This window comes from Pseudomonas sp. PAMC 26793 (assembly GCF_000313235.1).
Taxonomy (GTDB): Bacteria; Pseudomonadota; Gammaproteobacteria; order Pseudomonadales; family Pseudomonadaceae; genus Aquipseudomonas; species Aquipseudomonas yamanorum.
On sequence record NZ_AMXG01000010.1, the window covers coordinates 53705 to 74005 of the forward strand.

Below are 20301 nucleotides of genomic sequence, written 5' to 3' on the forward strand. Positions count from 1 at the left end.
AGCACGCTAAGCGATACGCCAGCCCTTCGACGCCCGCCGCTGCGCCAGGAACCGGGCATAGCGCCCCTGGCGGGTCGTCAGTTGTTCAGGCGCGCCGTGCTCTACGATCCGGCCCTCTTCAAGCACCACGATCTGGTCGGCCATCACCACCGTCGACAGCTGATGCGCGATCACGATCAACGTGCACGTGCCGCGCAGCCGTGCCAGGGTTTCGGCGATGACCGCCTGGTTCTCGGCGTCCAGTGCAGCGGTGGCTTCGTCCACCAACAGGATCGGCGCGCCCTTGATCAGCGCCCGGGCGATCGCAACACGCTGGCGCTCGCCACCGGACAGGCGTGCCCCGCCCTCACCCACGATGGTCGACAGGCCCATGGGCAGACGCTCGATGATGTCTTGCACGCCGGCCTGTCGCGCGGCCTTCAGCACTTGTGCATCGCTGGCGTCGGGCTTGCCGAGGCGAATGTTGTCGGCGACGCTGCCCTGGAACAGGTAGGTGTCCTGGAAAATCTGGCTGATCTGCGCGTTGAGTTGCTCGCTGGACATCTGTCGCACATCCACGCCACCGATACACACCTGGCCCTGGCTGACCTCGAAAAAACGCGCGACCAACCGCAAGAGCGTGGTCTTGCCGGAGCCGGATTCCCCTACGAGTGCGGTCATGCTGCCAGGCTCAATACGCAGGTTCACGCCGCGCAGTACGTCCCGAGGACTACCCGGGTGACGAAAGCTGACGTCGCACAATTCCACTGAGGCATCCCGAGGACACTGCGGCGCGCTTGGCTCCTTCATCGGCGATGCCGCAAGGATCTCGCGCACCGCCTCAAGTTGCATCCCGGCGCCGCGCAAGGTCTCGCCATAGCCGGCCACCTCCAGCAGCGGGTCAATGAAGCGGCTGACCAGCAACAGCGAGACCATCACCGCGATCACCGAGCCCATGTACACGGCATTCCCCAGGTACGCGTCAAGCCACAATGCGGCGGCGATCAACAAGGCAGCGAACACCATTTGTACCAGCCACATATTCAGCAGTACCGAGGTTGCGGACAGCAGGATCAAGCGTGCCCCTGTCGCGTGTTGCTGTTCAATCGCCCGCTGCAGGAACACCGAGCTACCGCCGCCGCTGAATGCACGCAACACCGACTGCGATTGGGCGAACTCCAGCATGCGTTGGCTGGTGTCGGCCGAGCTGCGCTGGAACGCCCGGTCGGCACGCCGGCCCAGCCGCGCGCTGAGCCAGAACGCAGCACCGAGAATCGGCAATGCCAACAAGGCGATCAGGCCCATTTTCCAGTTCAACACACACAACGCCAACACCAACACCAACGGCGTCACCACGCCGCTGAGTACCGGGGTAAATACATGGGCCGGCAGTTGGGCGACGTTCATCATGCCTTGGGTCACCACCTGGTTGAGCCGCGCGGTGTTACGCGGCGTAAACCAGCCGACAGGCAGCCCGGCCACATGATCGCCCATCCGCTGGCGACCGCCTTGCAGCACCGCCACGCCCACCGCGACGCCGGCCTTTTCAACTTCCCGTCGCGTAGCCCAACACGTCGCCACCGCCGCCAGAAACACCACCAGCCACAACGCGGCTTCGGCAAGATCACCGTTGAGCATATCGGTCAGTACCGGCACCAGCGCCGCGATGGTCAGCCCGCACAGCGCACCGTAGAACACCACTTTTCCCACATAGCGACGCAAGACTGGCCCGTCATCGCCCAACAGTTCGATAAAGGTTTTCAGCATATCGGCAGCGCCTGTTCGCGGGTCTGTTTGTAGCCGCCCGACGCCCACAGGCGCGCGTAGCGGCCCTCCTGCGCGATCAGTCGGGGATGGTTGCCCTGTTCAACGATGCGGCCGTTTTCCAGCACGATGATGTGGTCGGCGTGCATCACGGTGTCGAGCCGGTGGGCAATCACCAGCAGCGTGCGCCCTTGGGCAACGCGCGACAGCGCGTCCTGGATCGCCACCTCGTTCCCGGCATCGGCGGCGGCCGTGGGTTCATCCAGCACCAGCACCGGCGGCGCCAGCAATACCGCGCGGGCGATGCTGATACGCTGCTGCTCGCCACCGGACAGCTGCGCGTCCTCGCCGATTACCGAGGCGTAGCCCCGTGGCAAGCCGATGATGCATTCGTGGATATTCGCGGCCCGGGCGGCCGCCTCGATTTCCTTGCGGCTCGCGCTGGGCCGGCCGAGGGCGATGTTTTCCGCAATGCTGGCGTGGACCAGGCGCACCTCTTGCAACACGAAGCCAATCAGGTTGTAGAGCTGCGAGGTCTCGATCTGCCGCAGGTCGACGCCGCCCAGGGTGATACGCCCCTCGGTCGGGTCAAAAAAACGCAGCAGCAGGCGCGCCAGGGTCGATTTTCCCGAACCCGAGGCGCCGACGATGGCGGTGACGGTGCCGGGCTTGAGGGTGAAGCTGATGTTCGACAGTACCGGGTTCTGCGAGTCGTAGCCGTACCCGAGGTTTTCCACGCGTACCTCGGCGTCCTTGGGCAGCCGCTCGGAACCCGGTTCCACCTGTGCCAGCACCGGTGTCGCCAGCAGTGCCTGTACACGCTCGGCGGCGCCAACGGCGTTGTTCAGGTCGTGAGTGATGTAACTCAGCAACATCAGCGGCGCACAAATACCCGGCGCGACAATCGCGAACGGCAGCACCTCCACGGCGTTGATCCAGCCTAGGCTGATAAACACCAGGCCGAACGTCAGCACCGTTGCGAGCACCGTCACCGGGGCGATCATTGCGTTGGCGTTGGCCATCGTCCCCACCAGGGGCCGGGTGAACTCAACAAAGGCTTCGCTGAAGTCATCCACCGCCTTGCGGTAGCCGGCGTGGGCCTTGCCGATGGCACCGAAGGCCTTGACCACCGCAATGCCGTTGACGAACTCGACGACTGCGTTATTGACCCGTGTCATGCGTTCGACAAAGGCCTGCCTGGTGCTGCCGCTGGCGTTCATCCCACGATTGAAGAACAGGAAAAACCCCGGAAACGGCAACAGCGATACCAGCGCCATGCGCCAGTCGACCGAGAACAGATACACCGCCGACAGCAGCACTGCCCCGGCGCAACGCCCGGCGGTGGTATAGAAATGCGCAGTCAGGCTGTGCAGGGTGCCGATGTCGTCCTGCATCGCCTGCTTGACCTCGCCCGACGCCCGCTCGGTGAACCAGCCCAGCGGCACCTGGCTCAGTCGCTGGGCGATTGCCAGGCGCAGGTGGCGAGTGATGTGGTTGTCGGCCAGGTGCGCGACTGTCTCCGCAACCGTCATCAACAGCAGGCCCGCGAACAGGCTCGCCAGGCTGACGCTGATGGTCAACCACACCTCCCCCGATGCCTGGGCCACGGACGGCCCGCCGAGGGCGACCCTGGCGATATGCACGATGCCCCCCAGCGGCACCAGCGTGAGCATACTGCCCGTACCAGCCAGCAGTGCCGCAGCGATCAGTCGCCCGCGCACCGGCCGCAACACTTGCGAGACCGCGCCCCGCCCCCTGGGTTTGGCCGTAGCCACATCCTTGTTACTCATGAAGTCTCCCTGACTGAATGAGCCTTTGCTCGCCCTTACCTTATCTTCCGAACGAGCCGCCAAAACCCTCAATCAAGCCCCAAGTTTTTTTCAGGCAGGGGCACGTACCGTCACCCAATAGCGGGTACGCCTCACCACTTGTATCGGCAACGCGGCGGCCAGGTTGTTCAGGGCCAGGTCGGTATTGTCCAGGTGCAACACGCCGCTGACCCGCAGCGTCGCCACCTCCGGCGCACAGCGCAGCACTCCGGGGCGGTAGCGCGCCAGCTCGGCGATCAGCTCGTCGAGCCGGGTACCATCAGCCACCAACAGCCCCTTGACCCAGGCGATGCTGCGGTCAGTCACCGCCGCAGTCGGGTGCACCTTGCCCCTGGAAACCGTGGCACCTTGCCCCGCCTCCACTCGCACCGCTGGGCCATGGTCCGGCTGCACGTGTACGGCGCCCTCAAGCACTGCCAACTGACAGCTGTCGTCGCATTGGCGGACGCTGAAGCGCGTGCCCAGGGCCTGAAACACACCTTGGCGACTCTGCACCCGAAACGGTCGAGGTGACGGCGCGGTAGTGATGAACACCTCGCCGGCCCGCAACCGTACCAGGCGCTGGTGATCGTCGAACTGCACGTCAATCGCCGAGGCCGAGCCCAACACCAGGCGGGTACCGTCGGGCAATACGACTCCGCGAATTTCGCCAGTGCGGGTGCTATGGCCGGCACTTGCCAGTTGCCAGGCATCGGTGCGGCGCACACCGTAGGCAAGGCCGCCGGCCGCGACCAACAGGCCCAGCAGCCGCAGGGTGCTGCGTCGATTGAGGGAATCGGGCGCTTCGGGTTCGGCCAGGCTGTGCCTGGCTACTGCGGCGGGGACGCTGTTGAGTTTTTGCTCGAAGCCCAGCAGGCGTGTCCAGGCCAGTTCGTGATGGGGGTGTTCGGCACGCCAGCGCAGGCAGTTGGCGTGGTCTTGGGCGCTGGCGTCATCGGCCCACAGGCGGGCCATCCAGGTGGTCGCGCGCTCGATGATATCGGGGGCGATTGGCTGTTCGGTCGACATCGCCGTGGGTCAGCCGTGCAGGGCCTGGTAGCAGGCCAGCAGGCCGGCGGCGATGTACTTTTCCACCGAGGAGACGGAGACGTGCAGCTCGGCGGCGATCTCGCGGTAGCTCAGGCCGTCGAGTTTGCACAGCAACAGGGCCTGGCGGGCCTTGGGTGGCAGGTTGTGCAGGGCAGCGTCGATTTCGATCAGCGCCTCGATGGCCAGGGCGCGGGTTTCTTCATCGGGGGCGCAGGGTTCAGGCAAGAGGGTCAGGGCTTGCAGGTAGGCGGATTCGATCTGGCGACGGCGGTAGAGGTCGATGACCAGGCCGTTGGCAATTTGGGTCAGGTGGCGCCGGGATTCGCCGGTGGGCGGGAGTTGGCCCTTGCGCATGAGTTGCAGGTAGACGTCGTGGGCCAGGTCGGCGGCGTCGAATGCGTTGCCCAATTTGCGCCGCAGCACGGTGCGCAGCCAGCTGTTGTGGTCGACGTATAGAGTTTCAACCTGGCGTTGAAAGGCGAACTGTCCGCTGTTCACAAACCTCTCCTTTTACCCAATGGGCCCGGGGGCATTGGGGTTTTGGTAATGGTTGGCAAGACTATCGGCTCTGGGGCGTGGGTGCAATGTGGAGGGGCTGGGTGGGGTGATGTGTGCCTATCCGTTTTTAGGTAACGGCGACTATTGGGGCGCCTAAGATCAAGAGCATAGCGGCCTACCGCCCGGCTTGAGTGTTGTAAATCAAAAGCCAAAGCGGGCACGGTCCAAATGTGGGAGCGGGCTTGCTCGCGAAGGTCGTTAACGATGACGCGGGCATCCTGATTCAACGCGGCGCCCTCCGGTTCTTCGCGAGCAAGCCCGCTCCCACATAAAAGCAGCTCTGCTTTCACTCCCCACGCAGAGCGGGCCCACTTGATTGATTTTTTGCCATGCAAGACACACCTTAGCGGATCGTTTTTCTAAAAGGTAACGCCCGCAGTGTCCGATTTTCCGACTCTCAAAACCGAACGCCTGACCCTCAGAGAACTTACACAGGAAGATTCGGCGGGGTTGTTTGCGATTCATAGCGACGCTGAAGCAATGAAGTGGTTCGGTGCCGACCCGATCACCGAGCCTCGTCAAGCGGAGCAACTGATCGAGCTGTTTGCCAGTTGGCGCACGTCACCCAATCCAGGGATTCGCTGGGGGATTGAGGACATAGCCACGGCAGCGCTGATCGGCACCTGTGGTTTCTTCAAATGGAATCGTACGTGGCGCAGTTGTGCCATCGGGTTTGAGATGGCGCAATCGGCACAGGGACAGGGGCTCATGAAGGAGGCGGTTTACGCCGCCCTTCGATGGGCGTTCCAGCGCATGGAACTCAACAGGATCGAAGCGCTGGTTCATCCTGACAACGCCCGGTCACTGAACCTGCTTGAGAAAGCCGGGTTCGTGCGTGAAGGAACGTTGAGGCAGGCGGGTTACTGGAACGGAGCTCATCAAGACCTGGTTCAGCTTTCGCTGCTGCGTGGGGAGTGTGAGTACCTTTAGGGTCAGCGTGCGGCCCGGCGGTAAACCAGCGTATCGCGTACGCCGAAGTACTCGCAGCGCCGCGCGCCTTGAAGGGTTTCCACCCATTCAAATCCCGCCGCCTCAGCCAGTCGTTGGCTGGATATGTTCGCTGAAGAAGTGGTCAGACGCAGTGTGTGCCCGCTCAACTGCAAAACCAGAGCAGTCAATGCCTCCCTCATCAGCCCATGACCGGCGTGAGCCTGATTGCCCCAATAGCCAACTTCGAAGCTGTGAATCTCATCGGCCAGCGGCAGCAGGCCGATACAGCCCACCAATGCCTGAGGATCGTCGCGAGATAACAGGAAATACCTTTTCTCCCCAACAGGTGCATCGAAGTCTTTTGCCGCGCGCTGCAGGCTTTCCTGCGTGTCCTCCAGCGTCCAGTGCGGCTTGCTCCATACGAGAAACCGGCGGTGCAGCGCGTAGCTGGCGTTCAAGGCATCGGCGAGTTTTTCAGCAAGCGCCACGTCGGGCGCAACCAGGCTCATCCGGGCAGTTTGCAGGGTTGTGGGCAGCGGCGCCTGTTGTTCAATGGTTTGCACCCAGACGAATCCTTCGTCTTCACTGGGTGGCTCGAGCATGCTGAAAACGCTTTTCAGCGCGTCCTCCGGCACCTTTTTGTCAGCATTGCGTTGGGCATTTCGCGCCAGCGCCAGCTCCAGCGGTGCGCTCACCAGGATGCCGATCACCGGGACTGCATAGTCCCTCGCGATGGACAGCAGCTCCTGCCGATGACGCCGCGCAGGCAGGGCGGCATCAAAGACAATTGCCCGACGTCCCAGCCGACCGAGGTTTTCCGACACCCAGCGAGACTTGCCCGCCCCCTGCACGCCCATGACCACGTAGACATGAGTGCCCTTTGCCGCCTGTGACAGCTCGTGCCTCAACCGCGTATACGCGAGCTGCCATGCCTGGCGATTGCGCTCAGGTGTGAACTCCCTGCCGAACTCGGTTTCCAGATAGTCGTCCGGGTTGATCACAACGGGCAGGCCTGCACCTTCGGCACTGGCTTTTTTATGGAATAAGCAAACATGGGGAGCCTCCTTGCGAGGCCCCGAATTTTGCCAGCCACCCCGTTCGTAAAAGAGCCGTGCCTGTGTATTGGTCGGCGTCGCGGACAGCCGCAGTGACTCACAACCCAACCCGCTCAAAAATGACCAGGCGTAGGCCTCCAGCAACTTACCCAGCCCTCGCCCGCGCATATCGTGAACCAGATAAAAAAGGCTCACGTAGCCTACCGTCAAATCCTCCGGCGCCCGGCCCATCTCAATCTGGCCAATGATGTCTTCGCCCAGCCACACGTGTACAACGCTGCCTGGCAAGTCCGTCGACTTGGTCCTTAGCCAGTCGGCGTAACGTTCGGTCCCTTTGCCATCGCTTGTGTGAAAGCGTTCTGCCGACCCGAAGGCGCAAATTTGAGCGTCTATGGCGAAACGTACACAAACGTCGAGATGCGCATCCAGGTTCACCGGCCTGAATGCCAGCTTGGGGTGTTGGGCGTTATCCGTCATGGAAGTCGATTCAAGCCTCAAGTGGTGTGTTCGAATACAGTCAGATTGAGCAAGTGCCGCCGTGCTTTTCCAGATAGTTCTGATGCTCTTCATCGGCCAGCTGAAATTCAGCCAGTGGCACAATCACGGTCGCCACTGGTTTGCCCAACTGTCCCGAAGCATCCAGCTTTTGTTTGGCAACCAGCGCCAGTTGGGCCTGTTGAGCTGTGGTAAAAAATACCGCTGAACGGTATTTCACCCCAATATCTGCACCTTGGCGATCTACTGACGTGGGATCGTGCAACGTCCAGAAGTGCGATACCAGTTGGGTGAAGGGTATCACCCTCGCATCGAAGTCAACTTGCACCACTTCGATCAGCGGTGAGTCACCTTGGGATGACCGGGCAAAACCGACCCGACTGTCGAGCACGCCGGGCAAGCCGTTGAAGGACGCCTGCGCGCCCCAGAAACAGCCGGCGCCAAAGGTCGCCTGCTCAACCACATCATGCTCACTCATTTTCCAGCCACCTCTGTTTGCGGTCTCAGGTGCAGGTGCAACTGCGCGATGTGCTCGGGCCCGATGCCGCAGCAGCCGCCAACGATGGTCGCGCCCGCCTCGACCCAGGTTCTGGACCAATCCAGGTAAGACTCGGGGCCCAGGTCACTACGAATTTCCAGCAACGTGCTATTCGCCTTGGCCTCTGTGTTGACGGGAGGAAACGCGTTGGCGTAAACCCCCAGCTCAAGGCTTTGACCAAGGCTTTGAATCACAAGCCGGGCCTCGGTGAGCGCGGCCGCCATGACTTCCGGCTGGCTGCAATTGAAGAGTACCGCCTGCGCGCCCAATTGTGCCGCCACACGTACGGCGTCGCCCACCGATTCGGTGGAACGCAGCTGCGCGGGCCCATCCGTTTCATCCAGCAGCGTAAACGATACCCAAAGCGGCTTGGATTGCGCGCCCAACGCCTCAACGACCGCTCGAACTTCAGCGGTCGAACTCTGGGTCTCCGCCAGCCAGACATCCACATGGGCTTGCAGCCCGTCGATCAGCTCGCGATGGATCGCGACCGAGCGTTGATGATCAAACAGGTCAGGCCGATAGGAGCCCAGGGCCGGTGGCAACGAGCCCGCGACCGCCACTGGCTCGACACTCGCGGATGCCGCCTGACGCGCCAGGCGCCCTGCCCGCTCCGCCAGCAGACGCCCCTGCTCGGCAAAACGTGCATCGCCGATATGAAACGGCACCACGGCATAACTGTTGGTGGTGATGATCCGGGCACCGGCAGCAATGAATGCTCCGTGAGCCTGGAGCACAAACTCCGGTGCCTCGATCAACGCCAGTGCCGACCATTCAGGCTGGCGGAACGGCGCCCCGATGCGTTTCAACTCACGGCCCATGCCGCCATCGAGCAGGCGCAAAGCAATCTGGCTCATGGGTTTGTACTCACTTTTTGCACCGACGGGGCTAACCATTGATCAACCGTGGCCGTGTTCGCCTGGACCCAGGCCTTGGCCGCTGCATCTGCCGGCAGTTTTTCTTTTTCGATCTTCAGGATCAGACCATTGAGTTGCGCCGGTTCAATCGAGAAATTACGCAGGAATTCGGCAATTTTTGGCGCGCGCTTCTGCAAAGCCGTTGACGCCAGTACGTAGACCTTGGCGTCCGGGAAGGCGCAGGTGATCTGGCTCTTGTTCAACCAGTCCGGGTCAATCGTCGGGCTGATAAATTTCCAGCAGCCATCGGCCTTGTACAGCGGGTCATCCTTTTTGTTGTCCTGGGCATAACCGTCGAACGCCGGTTCTTCCAGACGGCGCAGGTCAAAGGCCGAGAAGATCCAGTCTGGGGTATAGGCGTAAAACACCACGCCGCGTTGGGCCTTGTACGCTGCTGCCAGCTTGGCGTAGGTCACAGAGGCCTCGGTGGACACCGCCTCGAATTGATCGGCGAACCCATAATCCTTGGCCTTGATCTGGCCAATATAGGTCGACTCCCAGCCCGCCGGGCCCACCAGTAGCTGTGCCTCGCCACCGCCCAGCGGCTCGAACAGCTTGGCCACTTCCGGTTTTTTCAGGTCGTAGACCGATTTCACACCGTATTTGTCCTGGATATAGCCCGGGATGTAAAACCCCTGCTCGCCGGCATAAGGGTGGTCGTTCGGCACCAGTGAACGGGTGCCGCCCGTCACGTATCGGGCCCATGCTGCCGACTGGTTGGGCAACCAGATGTCGGTCAGCACATCCACCGCGCCATCGCCTTTTGCGGCAGCACTGAACAGCACCGGCACGTCCCCGGCCAGGTACGACACATCACCGTTCAGGCGGCTTTCGATGACTTCCCCAAGAATGTGCTGAATGGCGATTGCGCCCGTCCAGTTCTGCTCGCCAATGACAATTTTGTCCTTGGCGAAAACCGTCGGGGAGAGAATCAGGGAGGCCAACAGTGCGGCGGCGCCCAGGCGGCGCGATAAGGGTGTGTTCACGATAAATCTCACTATGGGTTGTGCAGGTGATCTTGCTTGCGCAAGCTCGATTGAATGATTCGGTCCGGGATAAGCGCACACAGCACAATCGCGACACCGGCCAGCATGCCCTCGCCGCCCTTGATGTTGCGCAGCGCCGTCATCACGTCATAACCCAGGCCTCCGGCGCCGATCAGCGCAGCGACCACGACCATCGACAGGCTCATGACGATGGTTTGGTTGATGCCCAGCAACAAGGAACGGCGAGCCAGTGGCAACTGGACCTTGATCAGGGTTTGCCAGGGGCTGGCGCCATGGGCGACAGCAGCCTCGACGGCATCCTTGGGGACTTCCTGGATCCCCAGCGATGTCAGGCGAATCATCGGTGCCAAGGCAAAAATCACCGTCGCGATGACCGCCGGCGTCTTGCCCACCGAGAAGAACGCCACGGCGGGAATCAGGTACACAAAGGTGGGCAGCGTCTGCATCACATCCAGCAACGGCGTTACCACGCGGCGAAACAGCGGTCGTTTCGCCAGGAGAATGCCGGTAGGCACGCCGATGACCAGCGCGATCAGTACCGACGAGCCCACCAGTGCCAGCGTGGCGATGGTGCGCTCCCAGAAACCGAACAGCCCGATGTACAGCAACGCAGCGCTGCTCGTCAGTGCCAGCGCCAGGCCAGCCGAACGCCAGGCCAACAACACCAGCGCCAATGCCGAGACTGACCATGGCAACCATCCCAGCAGGTTTTCGATGCCCTCGATGACGGTACGGACGGCGACAATCACCCCGACAAATGCGCCCTCGAAGGTCACCTGAGACCAACCAATGAACTGGTCGATACTGTCTGCTGCAAACAGCAACGCTTGGCGGTTTGCCGGAAACTGAAGCAACGCGCTATGGGTGTCCGGCGTGATGACTCGCCAGACCACCAACGCCTCACTGGCAAGCAGTACCAACAACGGCAGCCCCCAACTCGATACGTTGCGGCGCACCGACTGACGGCTGAGGGAAACGGCCAGGAAACGGCTGGCGCCGAGCACCGCCATGGCGGCCAGCACTGCGAGCCACGCGCCGCTGATAATGCCTTTGACCAGGAAGGTCAAAGCGGCAAGTTCGGCGGCGAAGGTCAGCCAGAACCAGCCGCCCCTGCCACGGGCAGCCAGCGCTGCCGGCCCCAGCAGAAGCGCTTGCCAGCCGCGCAGACCGGGGCTGGCGTGTTGCTCACGAGGCTCGGCATCGGGAGCCTGGAGGCGGACGCTGGCAACCTGTTGCACCGGGGATGGCGTGGGCCTGCAGTCGCGGAAAAAATCCGCGACTTCTGCATCGGCAGGACGCTCAAGCAACTGCGCCGGAGTGCCCACTTGCACCAATCGGCCTTTGCGTAGCACGGCAATACGATCGGCCAGCAGGATGGCTTCTGCCGGGTCGTGGGTGACCAACAAGGTGCTGATCCCGCGCTCACGTGCCAGGGCCAGGAAATGACGCTGCAAATCGCGGCGGATGGTGGGGTCGAGTGCGCTGAATGGCTCGTCCATCAGCAGGATATCGGGCTGCGTCACCAGCGCCCGGGCCAACCCGACGCGTTGCTGCATGCCTCCGGAAAGCTCGTGGGGATAATGCTCTCCCCAACCGTCCAACCCTACGGCCTTTAGCTGAATGACGGCAGCCGCGTGCCGAACCGACTCGGGTTCCCCGCGCAATTCCAACGGCAACGCGACGTTGTCCAGAACCGTACGGTGGGGTAACAGGCCAAAATGCTGAAACACCATGCCGATACGGCGCGAGCGCAATGCACGCAAGGCCTTGCTGCTCAGCTCGCTGATGGCCTCGCCTTCAATCAAGACTTCGCCACCGGTGGGCTCGATCAAGCGGTTGATGTGCCGCAGCAACGTCGACTTGCCACTGCCGGAGGTGCCCATCAGGCAGAGGACTTCTCCGCGGCGTACCTTCAAGTTGATATTGCTGACGGCTGGCAGCGCCGACGCGTCTTTTCGCGCATAAGCCTTGGTGATGTTTCGCAGTTCAAGCACCACGTCACCGTCGTTCGCATGATCGTCTCCGCCCCCCTCAGGGTGTCGGGAAGGCGCGACCCAGGCAGTCGCCAACGGGGATTGAATGATTGTCACAGTAGCTCCAGGTAGCCAAACGCAAAAAAAAGCGCTGCGCTTGAAGCGCAACACCTTCCGTGCGCATAAAGCTAAACGATCTTAAAAAGTAGGAATAAATACCTTTTTTGCATTAGCTTAAGCGCTGCGGTTCGGACGCTGTCGGCGGTGGCAACCCACGAAGAAATACGTTTGTGCAGACGAAAAAAAAGGACCTCTTTTCAGAGGTCCTTTTTCAGTTTCTGTCGCGTAACGCCTGACGCCTACAGTTTCTACTCTTGGACATCCATGAACTCTTTGGCCCAGCTCACGTAGGTGTCGGGGAACGTGTAGGTGTGGGTCAGTTCGCTGGCGGTCAGGTTCGACGTGCTGCGCGTGAGGTTGCGCTGTTCGCGAAGGCTGTCGTAGGTGGCCTTGATCGAGGCAAAGTACGCGCCGTGGCCGGCCACCACAATCCGCACGCCCAGTTTGGCCAGGCGCTCATTGTCATTGAGGTTCGGGTTGGCGTAGGTCACCAGCATCAACGGGACCGTCAGGCCTTCGGCGATCTGTTCAAGGTGGTCGAAGTCACGGACACCCACCATGCAGATGCCGTCTGCACCGGCTTCTTGATACGCCTTGGTGCGATGGATGACGTCCTCCACCGGCAGCACGGCGGCGTTGGTGCGCGCGATGATCGAAAGCTGCGGATCGACCCGCGCCTCCAGGGCTGCCTTGACCTTGCCCACGCCCTCTTCCGTGCTGATGAGATCGGTGGATTTACGCCCGAACTGCGCGGGCAGCAAGGTATCTTCAATGGTCAGCGCTGAAACGCCCGCACGCTCCAGTTCCTGGACCGTGCGCATCACGTTCAGAGCATTGCCGTAGCCGTGGTCAGCGTCGGCGATCACCGGAAGTTGCGCTACCCGGCCGATGCGGGTGGCCTGCTCGACGAACTCACTCAGGGTAATCAGCGCGAAGTCCGGCGCAGCCAGAACCTGCAGCGACGCCACCGAGCCACCCAGGATGCCGACTTCAAAGCCCAGGTCTGCCGCAATCCTGGCAGACATCGGGTCGAACACCGAGGCGGTGTGAAAGCAGTGCTGGGAGGCCAGCAGCTCGCGAAACGAGCGCCGCAGATCATGGTGGGAAATTTTCGACATGTTCACTCCTCACTGTCGCCGTATACGCGGGAACGACCAGTGCCAATTCAAAAGTAGGGCTAGCGTATCACGCCGTAAAAAGATGGTTGATGACGTTTGAGAAACTTATGCATCACGTTTAGCAGCGACGTCTGATGGCGCGGTGTTCGAAGGCTGAGACCACCAGCCCCCACCGTTAAACCGTTCCTTCGGCCTCAAGTGCGTGCCCCAGCAGTCGATATACAGGGGGTACGCATGGCCACACCCGCCGTCAAAACAACACATGCGACGTTCGACCCAACTGTTTTCTCCTTGCCAAAACTATAAATACCCGCAGGTGAAGTCATGAATATCAAGCAGAAGCTGACCTGGGCCTTTGCGGCCATCGCGTGCCTGCCGGTCATCCTGGTGGCCATTCTGGTGGTGCTGAATGTGCGCGAGGGGGCCATGGCCAATTTCCTCGACAGCAGCGGCCGCGAGATCCGTCAGATCGACAACGGCATGAAGCAGTTTTTCGACGGCATCAGCCAGAACGTCGAGTACGTGGCCAAGGACCCGCGCGTTGTCGCGGCCAAGGACCTCAAGAGTTATGCCGGCGCCGACGCTGCGCAAATCCCGCTGACTGCGACCAACAAAGACCTTCTGGGGATTTTCGACCAGTTCGCCAAAAGCCATCCCAGCACCGCCTACCTGTCCCTGGGACTGAGCGACGGCGGTTACGCCAGTTGGCCTGACGACACCAAACTGAACAACTACGACCCGCGCGTGCGCCCCTGGTACCAGGCGGCCATCGCCGCGCCCGGCAAGACCGTGCGTACCGGCGCCTACTATTGGGCACCAGACGATGTGTCGCTGATCGGCACCGTGCACACCGTCGCCGACGACACGGGCAAGATCCTCGGCGTCGTCGGCCTGGATGTGTCGCTCAAGCAACTCACCGAACTGGTGCGCAACATCAAGCTCGGCGACAGCGGCTACCTGATGCTGGTGGAAGCCAACGGCAACGTGCTGGTAGACCCCAGCGACGCCAAGCACAACTTCAAACCGATGGCCGACCTGGGCCCTGATTATGCCGAGTTGGCCAAGCGCGGCGACGGCGTGACCCAGGTGAACATCGAGGGTGTGACCTACATGGCCAACGTGGTCAGTTCCAAAGACCTGGGCTGGCGTTTTATCGGCCTGATCAAGCGCGACGAAGTGATGGCCGGCGCCACTCGCCTGACCTGGCTGATCGCCGCCATCGCAGCGGCACTGGCCGTGGTGTTTGCGATTGTCGGTGCCAGCTTTGCCAGCGTGATCGTGCGCCCGATTCGCGGGGTGGCCGACGGCCTGCAAGAGATTGCCGAAGGTGAAGGCGACCTCACCCGCCAGCTCAAGGTGCAGGGCAAGGACGAAACCGCCAGCCTGGCGGGCTGGTTCAACCAGTTCCTGAGCATGATCGCCCAGTTGGTGCAACGCATCGGCAATGCCTCTTCCGACCTGCAAGCCGCCGCCGCCGACACCCGCGACGTCGCCCATAACATGAACCAGGCGGCAGGCCGCCAACGTGAAGCCGTGGAGCTGGTCAGCACCGCCTTCAACGAAATGGTGGCGACCGCCAACGAAGTCGCTCGCTCCTGCAGCGCCGCCGCATCGAGTGCCGACGAAGGCTACCGCGATGTACACGACGGCCAGCAGCATATCGGCGAAGCCACTGGCAGCGTGCTCAAGCTCAGCGAAGACCTGCAGCGCTCCACCCAGACGATGCAGCAACTGGAGCAGGACAGCAAAAACATCAACACCATCCTCGACACCATCCGCTCGATTGCCGAACAGACCAACCTGCTGGCGCTTAACGCCGCCATCGAAGCCGCACGTGCCGGTGACCAGGGCCGCGGGTTCGCCGTGGTCGCCGACGAGGTGCGGGCCCTGGCGCGACGCACCGCCGACTCCACCGGCGAAATCGACAGCCTGCTGGGCAACCTCGCCCGCCGCACCCAGGAAGTCACCCAGCAGATGCAAGGCAGCCTGCTGGTGTCTCACACCAGCGTGGAACGCATCCAGCAGGCCCGCGACAGCTTCGACAAGATCCGTGGCTCGGTCGACTCGATTCGCGACCAGAACACCCAGATCGCCACGGCCGCCGAGGAACAGCACCAGGTGGCCGAAGAGATCAACCGGCACATCGCGCAGATCCATGCCGATGCGCAGTTGGTGGAAGGCTTTGCGCATTCGGCACAGACCGGGTCCGGGCGGTTGACGGATATTTCCGGTCAGCTCAAGGGCCTGGTGGGGCGCTTCAAGTTCTAGGCATTTCGCTGAGGGCAATGCCTGAACCGCCCACAGCGCCGGCAAAAAAAAGCGCCACTCAACGAGTGGCGCTTTTTCTATTCCCTGTTCGACGTCAAGACCCAGGCGCTGCTTGAGGCTCTACCCCACCCAGCTGATGGCGGTCTTTGGAATCACTTCGGACTCATCGAGCTTGGAAGCGAACATGCTCACCGCCTCGACCGCATCGCTGGTGCCATTGCGAATCTGCAAAATCACCGAACCGGCTTGATCGGCCAACGTTACGCCGCGCTGCGCCCCTTCCTGGGTGGCATTCATGCTGACCACCGCGTCCCGTGTCTCGGCGAGAATCTTGCTGATCATCTCGGCGATTTCCGCCGTTGAGCGGCTGGTGCGCCCCGCCAATTGCCTCACCTCGTCGGCGACCACGGCAAACCCCCGCCCTTGATCCCCGGCGCGGGCGGCCTCGATGGCGGCATTGAGCGCCAGCAGGTTGGTCTGGTCAGCAATCCCGCGAATGGTGTTGACGATGGCGGTGATCTGCTCGGAGCGATCGCCCAGTTGTCCCACCAGTCGCGCAGACGCCCCGATGTTTTCGGCAATGCGGCGCATCTCGCTGGCGGTCTCTTGAATGACCTGGGTGCCCTGCTCGGCAAATTTCTCAGTCTCGGCAGAAATATGGTAAGCCCGGGAAGCGCCACGGGAGTCGGCTTCGAATTTCTCGACCCGCTCGGTGATGTCGCTGGCGAATTTGACGATCTTGGTCAACTTGCCGTCGGCGTCATAGACCGGGTTATAGCTTGCCTCCAGCCACACGACGCGGCCGTGCTTGCCCAGGCGTTTAAATTGCCCGCTGAAAAACTCGCCCCCATTCAGCCGACGCCAGAAGTCGGTGTACTCATCGCTGTTCACCAGGCCGGGTTCGCAAAACATCCGGTGATGCTTGCCCTTGAGTTCCGCCAGCCCATAACCCATGACATTCAGAAAGTTTTCGTTGGCGACCAGCACATTGCCGCTCAGGTCGAACTCGATCACCGCCATGGCCCGGTCCAGCGCCACGAGCTTGCTGCGGGTGGCGGCCTCCTGGGCCACTTTGTCGGTGACGACAAGCGCGTACTTGACGATCTTCAACACCTGGCCGCGCTCGTCCAGCACCGGGTTATAACTGGCCTCCAGCCAGACAGTCTGCCCGTCTTTATTGACCCTCTGAAAGGTGCCGGAAACGAATTTGCCGGCCCGAAGCGCGGCCCAGAATTCGCCGTACGCCGCGCTGTTCGTCAGTGCAGGCAAGCAAAAGTCCCGATGTGACTTTGCACTCAATTCATCCGGGCGATATCCCAACGCCTGCAAGAAGTTATCGTTGGCGCGAAGCACCTTGCCGTTCAAGTCGAACTCGACCACGGCCATCGAGCGCTCAAGCGCAGCCATCAATCCTTTATACCCTGCAACGTCGGCCGTCCTGGCTGCCAGTTCTGTTTTCAACGTTTTATTGAACATGACGTACCCCTTCAGAGCAATGGACCCTTAAAGGCGCTATCGGCTGTGAGTTGCGGAACTAAACACAGCCCGGCAGGCTTTTTATTTGACGTCAATTTAGTGCGCTTTTCCTTGCACCACGGGGCCTGCAGGACGCTCACACCGCCAATGTTAAAATATGTTATTTGAAAAAATAACTTCACATAATCCGATCACTGGTGGATTATCAGCCCAACATGTCTCACCCCCTGACCACAAAACAGGAACCCCCATGAATAATAAGAACGTCGGTGTTATTGGGCTTGGCGCGATGGGCCTGGGCATTGCCCGCTCGTTGCTGCGCAATGGTTTCAATGTGCATGCCTGTGATGTGCGTGAAACCCTCACACAACAGTTCGCCAGCGAAGGCGGCGTAGCCTGCAGTTCACCGGCACAGATGGCGGGTGAATGCGATGTGATCATCACCGTGGTGGTGAATGCCGAACAGTCCGAGACCGTCCTGTTTGGTGAACACTCGGCGGCCGCCGCATTGCGCCCGGGAAGCCTGGTGATTGGCTGTGCCACGGTGGCGCCGACCTATGCCGTGGAGCTGGGCCAGCGCCTGGCAGACGCCGGGTTGCTGTACCTGGACGCGCCGATCTCCGGCGGAGCCGCCAAGGCCGCGGCCGGCGAAATGACCATGATGACTTCCGGCCCGGCCGACGCCTATGCCAAGGCGGATGCGGTGCTCGCGGGCATGGCCGGCAAGGTTTATCGACTGGGCGACGTGCATGGCCTGGGCTCCAAGGTCAAGATCATCAACCAGCTGCTGGCGGGCGTGCACATTGCCGCCTCCGCCGAAGCGATGGCGCTGGGGCTGCGCGAAGGGGTCGACGCCGATGCCTTGTATGAGGTGATCACCCACAGCGCCGGCAATTCCTGGATGTTCGAGAACCGCGTGCCACACATTCTCAAGGCCGATTACACGCCGTTGTCCGCCGTGGATATTTTCGTCAAGGACCTGGGCCTGGTGCTGGATACCGCACGGGCCAGCAAGTTTCCGCTGCCGCTGTCGGCCACCGCGCACCAGATGTTCATGCAGGCCTCCAGCGCCGGTTTCGGGCGTGAGGACGATTCGGCGGTGATCAAGATTTTCCCGGGCATCGAACTGCCGACCGCCAAGCCTGACTCCGTATAAGGACCGCGCCATGAACCGACCTGCCGCACGCCCATTGCTGGGCTGCATCGCCGACGATTTCACCGGGGCCACCGACCTCGCCAATATGCTGGTGCGCGGCGGAATGCGTACGGTGCAGAGCATTGGCATTCCGAGCGACGAAGTCGCGGCCGGGCTGGACGCAGACGCAATCGTCATTGCCCTGAAATCCCGCACCCTGCCCGTTGCCGACGCCATCGCCGACTCCCTGGCCGCCCTGGAATGGCTGCGCGCACAGGGTTGCGAGCAGATTTTCTTCAAGTACTGCTCCACGTTCGACTCGACGCCCGCCGGCAATATCGGCCAGGTCAGCGAAGCGTTGCTCAAGGCGCTGGGCAGTGACTTCACCCTCGCCTGCCCGGCGTTTCCGGAAAACGGCCGGACGATCTTCCGTGGTCATCTGTTCGTGCAAGACCAGTTACTCAATGAGTCGGGCATGCAGCACCATCCGCTGACCCCCATGACCGATGCCAACCTGGTCCGTGTGCTGCAGTCGCAGACCTCATACAAGGTTGGCCTGCTGCGCTACGACAGCATCGCCCAGGGCGCGCCTCAGGTGCGCGAGAAAATCGCCGAACTGCGCACCCAAGGTGTGGGCATGGCGGTTGCTGATGCGCTGTCCGACCAGGACCTTTATACCCTCGGCGCCGCCTGCGCCGACTTGCCGCTGTTGACGGGTGGCTCGGGCCTGGCCCTGGGGCTTCCGGAAAACTTCCGCCGTGCCGGCAAGCTGCGCGACTTCGACCCGGCATCACTGCCGACGGTGGAAGGCGGCGAAGTAGTGTTGGCCGGCAGCGCGTCGATCGCCACCAACGGCCAGGTTGCCGCCTGGATCGAGGCCGGACGGCCAGCACTGCGCATCGACCCACTGGCTCTGGCGGCCGGTGAACCGGTGGTGGCAAACGCCGTGGCTTTTGCACGCAACCAGCCACACACCGTATTGATCTACGCCACCAGCACCCCGGACGACGTCAAGGCGGTCCAGCAGCAACTGGGGGTCGAGCATGCGGGCGAACTGGTGGAGAACGCCTTGGGCGCCATCGCCCAGGCCCTTCGCGACAGTGGCGTGCGGCGCTTCGTTGTCGCCGGTGGTGAAACCTCCGGCGCGGTGGTCAAGGCTCTCGGCGTCCAGCTGTTGCAGATTGGCGCGCAGATCGACCCCGGGGTGCCGGCCACCGTGAGCAACACCGCCGAGCCGCTGGCGCTGGCCCTCAAGTCCGGCAACTTCGGCGGTCGGGACTTTTTCGCCAAGGCCCTGAAGCAATTGGCCGGAGGTGCGCAATGAGTCGCGAAAACGCACTGCGGGAGGAGATTTGCACCGTTGGGCACAGCCTCTACCAGCGCGGGTTTACCGTGGGCAGCGCCGGCAACATCAGCGCCCGGCTCGATGATGGCTGGCTGATCACCCCCACCGACGCCTGCCTTGGGCGCCTGGACCCTGCGGCCATTGCCAAGGTCGACCTGGCGGGCAAATGGGTGTCGGGCGACAAGCCGTCGAAAACCCTGGCCCTGCATCGCCAGGTCTACGATCGCAACCCTGGCGTGGGTGGCGTGGTGCATACCCATTCCACCCACCTGGTGGCCCTGACCCTGGCCGGGGTGTGGAGCCAGGACGACATCCTGCCGCCACTGACGCCGTATCAGGTGATGAAGGTGGGCCATATCCCATTGATCAACTATCAACGCCCTGGCGCACCCAATGTCGCCGAGCAGGTGGCGCAACTGGCCAACCGCGTACGGGGTGTGATGCTCGAACGCCTGGGGCCGGTGGTCTGGGAAAGCTCCGTGTCCAAGGCCAGTTATGCCCTGGAAGAACTCGAAGAAACCGCACGGCTTTGGCTGATGAGCAACCCGCGACCGGCGCCACTGGACCAGGCCGCACTGGACGAACTGCGGGAGACGTTCGGCGCCCAGTGGTAAGCCTCCGGCTTTACCCGCAACCCCCTTGATGCACGCCTTCGCGACCCGAAGCAGCCACGCTGTCGCGAGCACGTGCCTGAACAATAAAAACAACAGGACATTCCAGCATGATCAAGCCCTACTGCAGTGTTGACCCTTACAGTGGCACTTA

15 protein-coding genes and 3 pseudogenes are annotated in these 20301 nt (G+C 62.1%); 6 read left to right on the top strand and 12 right to left on the bottom strand.

Translation table 11 applies throughout. The features are described from left to right. Positions 1 to 6: 6 nt before the first annotated feature. From D109_RS0101735 to D109_RS0101750, 4 genes are all read right to left on the bottom strand, one after another. Positions 7 to 1746 (bottom strand): ABC transporter ATP-binding protein, encoded by a 1740-nt coding sequence (locus tag D109_RS0101735; protein ID WP_017475376.1) that lies wholly within the window; start codon positions 1744 to 1746, stop codon positions 7 to 9. Beyond that, positions 1740 to 3533 (bottom strand): ABC transporter ATP-binding protein, encoded by a 1794-nt coding sequence (locus D109_RS0101740; RefSeq protein WP_017475377.1) that lies wholly within the window; start codon positions 3531 to 3533, stop codon positions 1740 to 1742. Before D109_RS0101740 ends, D109_RS0101735 begins: the two co-directional genes overlap by 7 nt. A gap of 90 nt (positions 3534 to 3623) precedes the next feature. Beyond that, the gene (locus tag D109_RS0101745) at positions 3624 to 4580 is read right to left on the bottom strand and encodes a FecR domain-containing protein (RefSeq protein WP_017475378.1); all 957 of its coding nucleotides are present in this window, start codon (positions 4578 to 4580) and stop codon (positions 3624 to 3626) included. A gap of 9 nt (positions 4581 to 4589) precedes the next feature. Continuing rightward, positions 4590 to 5099, bottom strand: a complete 510-nt coding sequence (locus tag D109_RS0101750) for a sigma-70 family RNA polymerase sigma factor (protein WP_017475379.1) — start codon at positions 5097 to 5099, stop codon at positions 4590 to 4592. 438 nt (positions 5100 to 5537) lie between these two features. Between D109_RS0101750 and D109_RS0101755 the strand changes: the two genes are divergently transcribed. Further along, a complete protein-coding gene (locus D109_RS0101755) occupies positions 5538 to 6089 on the top strand; it encodes a GNAT family N-acetyltransferase (RefSeq protein ID WP_017475380.1) in 552 nt (183 codons plus the stop codon). A gap of 2 nt (positions 6090 to 6091) precedes the next feature. On the opposite strand, the gene D109_RS1000000132465 is transcribed toward D109_RS0101755, so the two are convergent. From D109_RS1000000132465 to D109_RS0101790, 6 genes are all read right to left on the bottom strand, one after another. Then, the gene (locus tag D109_RS1000000132465) at positions 6092 to 7621 is read right to left on the bottom strand and encodes a GNAT family N-acetyltransferase (protein ID WP_017475381.1); all 1530 of its coding nucleotides are present in this window, start codon (positions 7619 to 7621) and stop codon (positions 6092 to 6094) included. 40 nt (positions 7622 to 7661) lie between these two features. Further along, the gene (msrA, locus tag D109_RS0101770; RefSeq protein WP_017475382.1) at positions 7662 to 8117 is read right to left on the bottom strand and encodes a peptide-methionine (S)-S-oxide reductase MsrA; all 456 of its coding nucleotides are present in this window, start codon (positions 8115 to 8117) and stop codon (positions 7662 to 7664) included. Beyond that, a complete protein-coding gene (locus tag D109_RS0101775) occupies positions 8114 to 9034 on the bottom strand; it encodes a homocysteine S-methyltransferase family protein (protein ID WP_017475383.1) in 921 nt (306 codons plus the stop codon). The genes msrA and D109_RS0101775 overlap by 4 nt, the downstream gene beginning before the upstream one ends. Then, entirely contained in the window at positions 9031 to 10080 is a 1050-nt protein-coding gene (locus D109_RS0101780) for a glycine betaine ABC transporter substrate-binding protein (RefSeq protein ID WP_017475384.1), read from the bottom strand. The genes D109_RS0101775 and D109_RS0101780 overlap by 4 nt, the downstream gene beginning before the upstream one ends. 11 nt (positions 10081 to 10091) lie before the next feature. Continuing rightward, a complete protein-coding gene (locus D109_RS0101785) occupies positions 10092 to 12098 on the bottom strand; it encodes an ATP-binding cassette domain-containing protein (protein WP_017475385.1) in 2007 nt (668 codons plus the stop codon). Between the two features lie 344 nt (positions 12099 to 12442). Continuing rightward, positions 12443 to 13312 (bottom strand): oxaloacetate decarboxylase, encoded by an 870-nt coding sequence (locus D109_RS0101790; RefSeq protein WP_017475386.1) that lies wholly within the window; start codon positions 13310 to 13312, stop codon positions 12443 to 12445. Positions 13313 to 13738: 426 nt separating this feature from the next. On the opposite strand from D109_RS0101790, the pseudogene D109_RS1000000135145 reads away from it, so the two are divergent. Further along, a pseudogene (locus D109_RS1000000135145) lies at positions 13739 to 14716 on the top strand (cache domain-containing protein); the annotation flags it as partial. A 321-nt stretch (positions 14717 to 15037) separates the two neighbouring features. Continuing rightward, positions 15038 to 15580: pseudogene (locus D109_RS1000000135150) on the top strand (methyl-accepting chemotaxis protein); the annotation flags it as partial. A 120-nt stretch (positions 15581 to 15700) separates the two neighbouring features. Here the strand turns inward: D109_RS1000000135150 and D109_RS1000000135155 are convergent. Beyond that, positions 15701 to 16318 (bottom strand): methyl-accepting chemotaxis protein, encoded by a 618-nt coding sequence (locus tag D109_RS1000000135155; protein WP_371103561.1) that lies wholly within the window; start codon positions 16316 to 16318, stop codon positions 15701 to 15703. Then, a pseudogene (locus D109_RS1000000135160) lies at positions 16292 to 17056 on the bottom strand (PAS domain-containing protein); the annotation flags it as partial. The pseudogene D109_RS1000000135160 and the gene D109_RS1000000135155, both read right to left, overlap by 27 nt. A 157-nt stretch (positions 17057 to 17213) precedes the next feature. Here D109_RS1000000135160 and ltnD point away from each other — a divergent pair. Genes ltnD through D109_RS0101815 form a run of 3 tightly spaced genes read left to right on the top strand, consistent with a single transcriptional unit; the run spans position 17214 to position 20150 of the window. Next, positions 17214 to 18212, top strand: a complete 999-nt coding sequence (gene ltnD, locus D109_RS0101805) for an L-threonate dehydrogenase (RefSeq protein WP_081585307.1) — start codon at positions 17214 to 17216, stop codon at positions 18210 to 18212. 10 nt (positions 18213 to 18222) lie between these two features. Then, complete coding sequence (otnK, locus tag D109_RS0101810) at positions 18223 to 19515, top strand: 3-oxo-tetronate kinase (RefSeq protein WP_017475390.1); 1293 nt, start codon at positions 18223 to 18225, stop codon at positions 19513 to 19515. Continuing rightward, positions 19512 to 20150, top strand: a complete 639-nt coding sequence (locus D109_RS0101815) for an aldolase (RefSeq protein WP_017475391.1) — start codon at positions 19512 to 19514, stop codon at positions 20148 to 20150. The genes otnK and D109_RS0101815 overlap by 4 nt, the downstream gene beginning before the upstream one ends. Positions 20151 to 20301 lie beyond the last annotated feature (151 nt).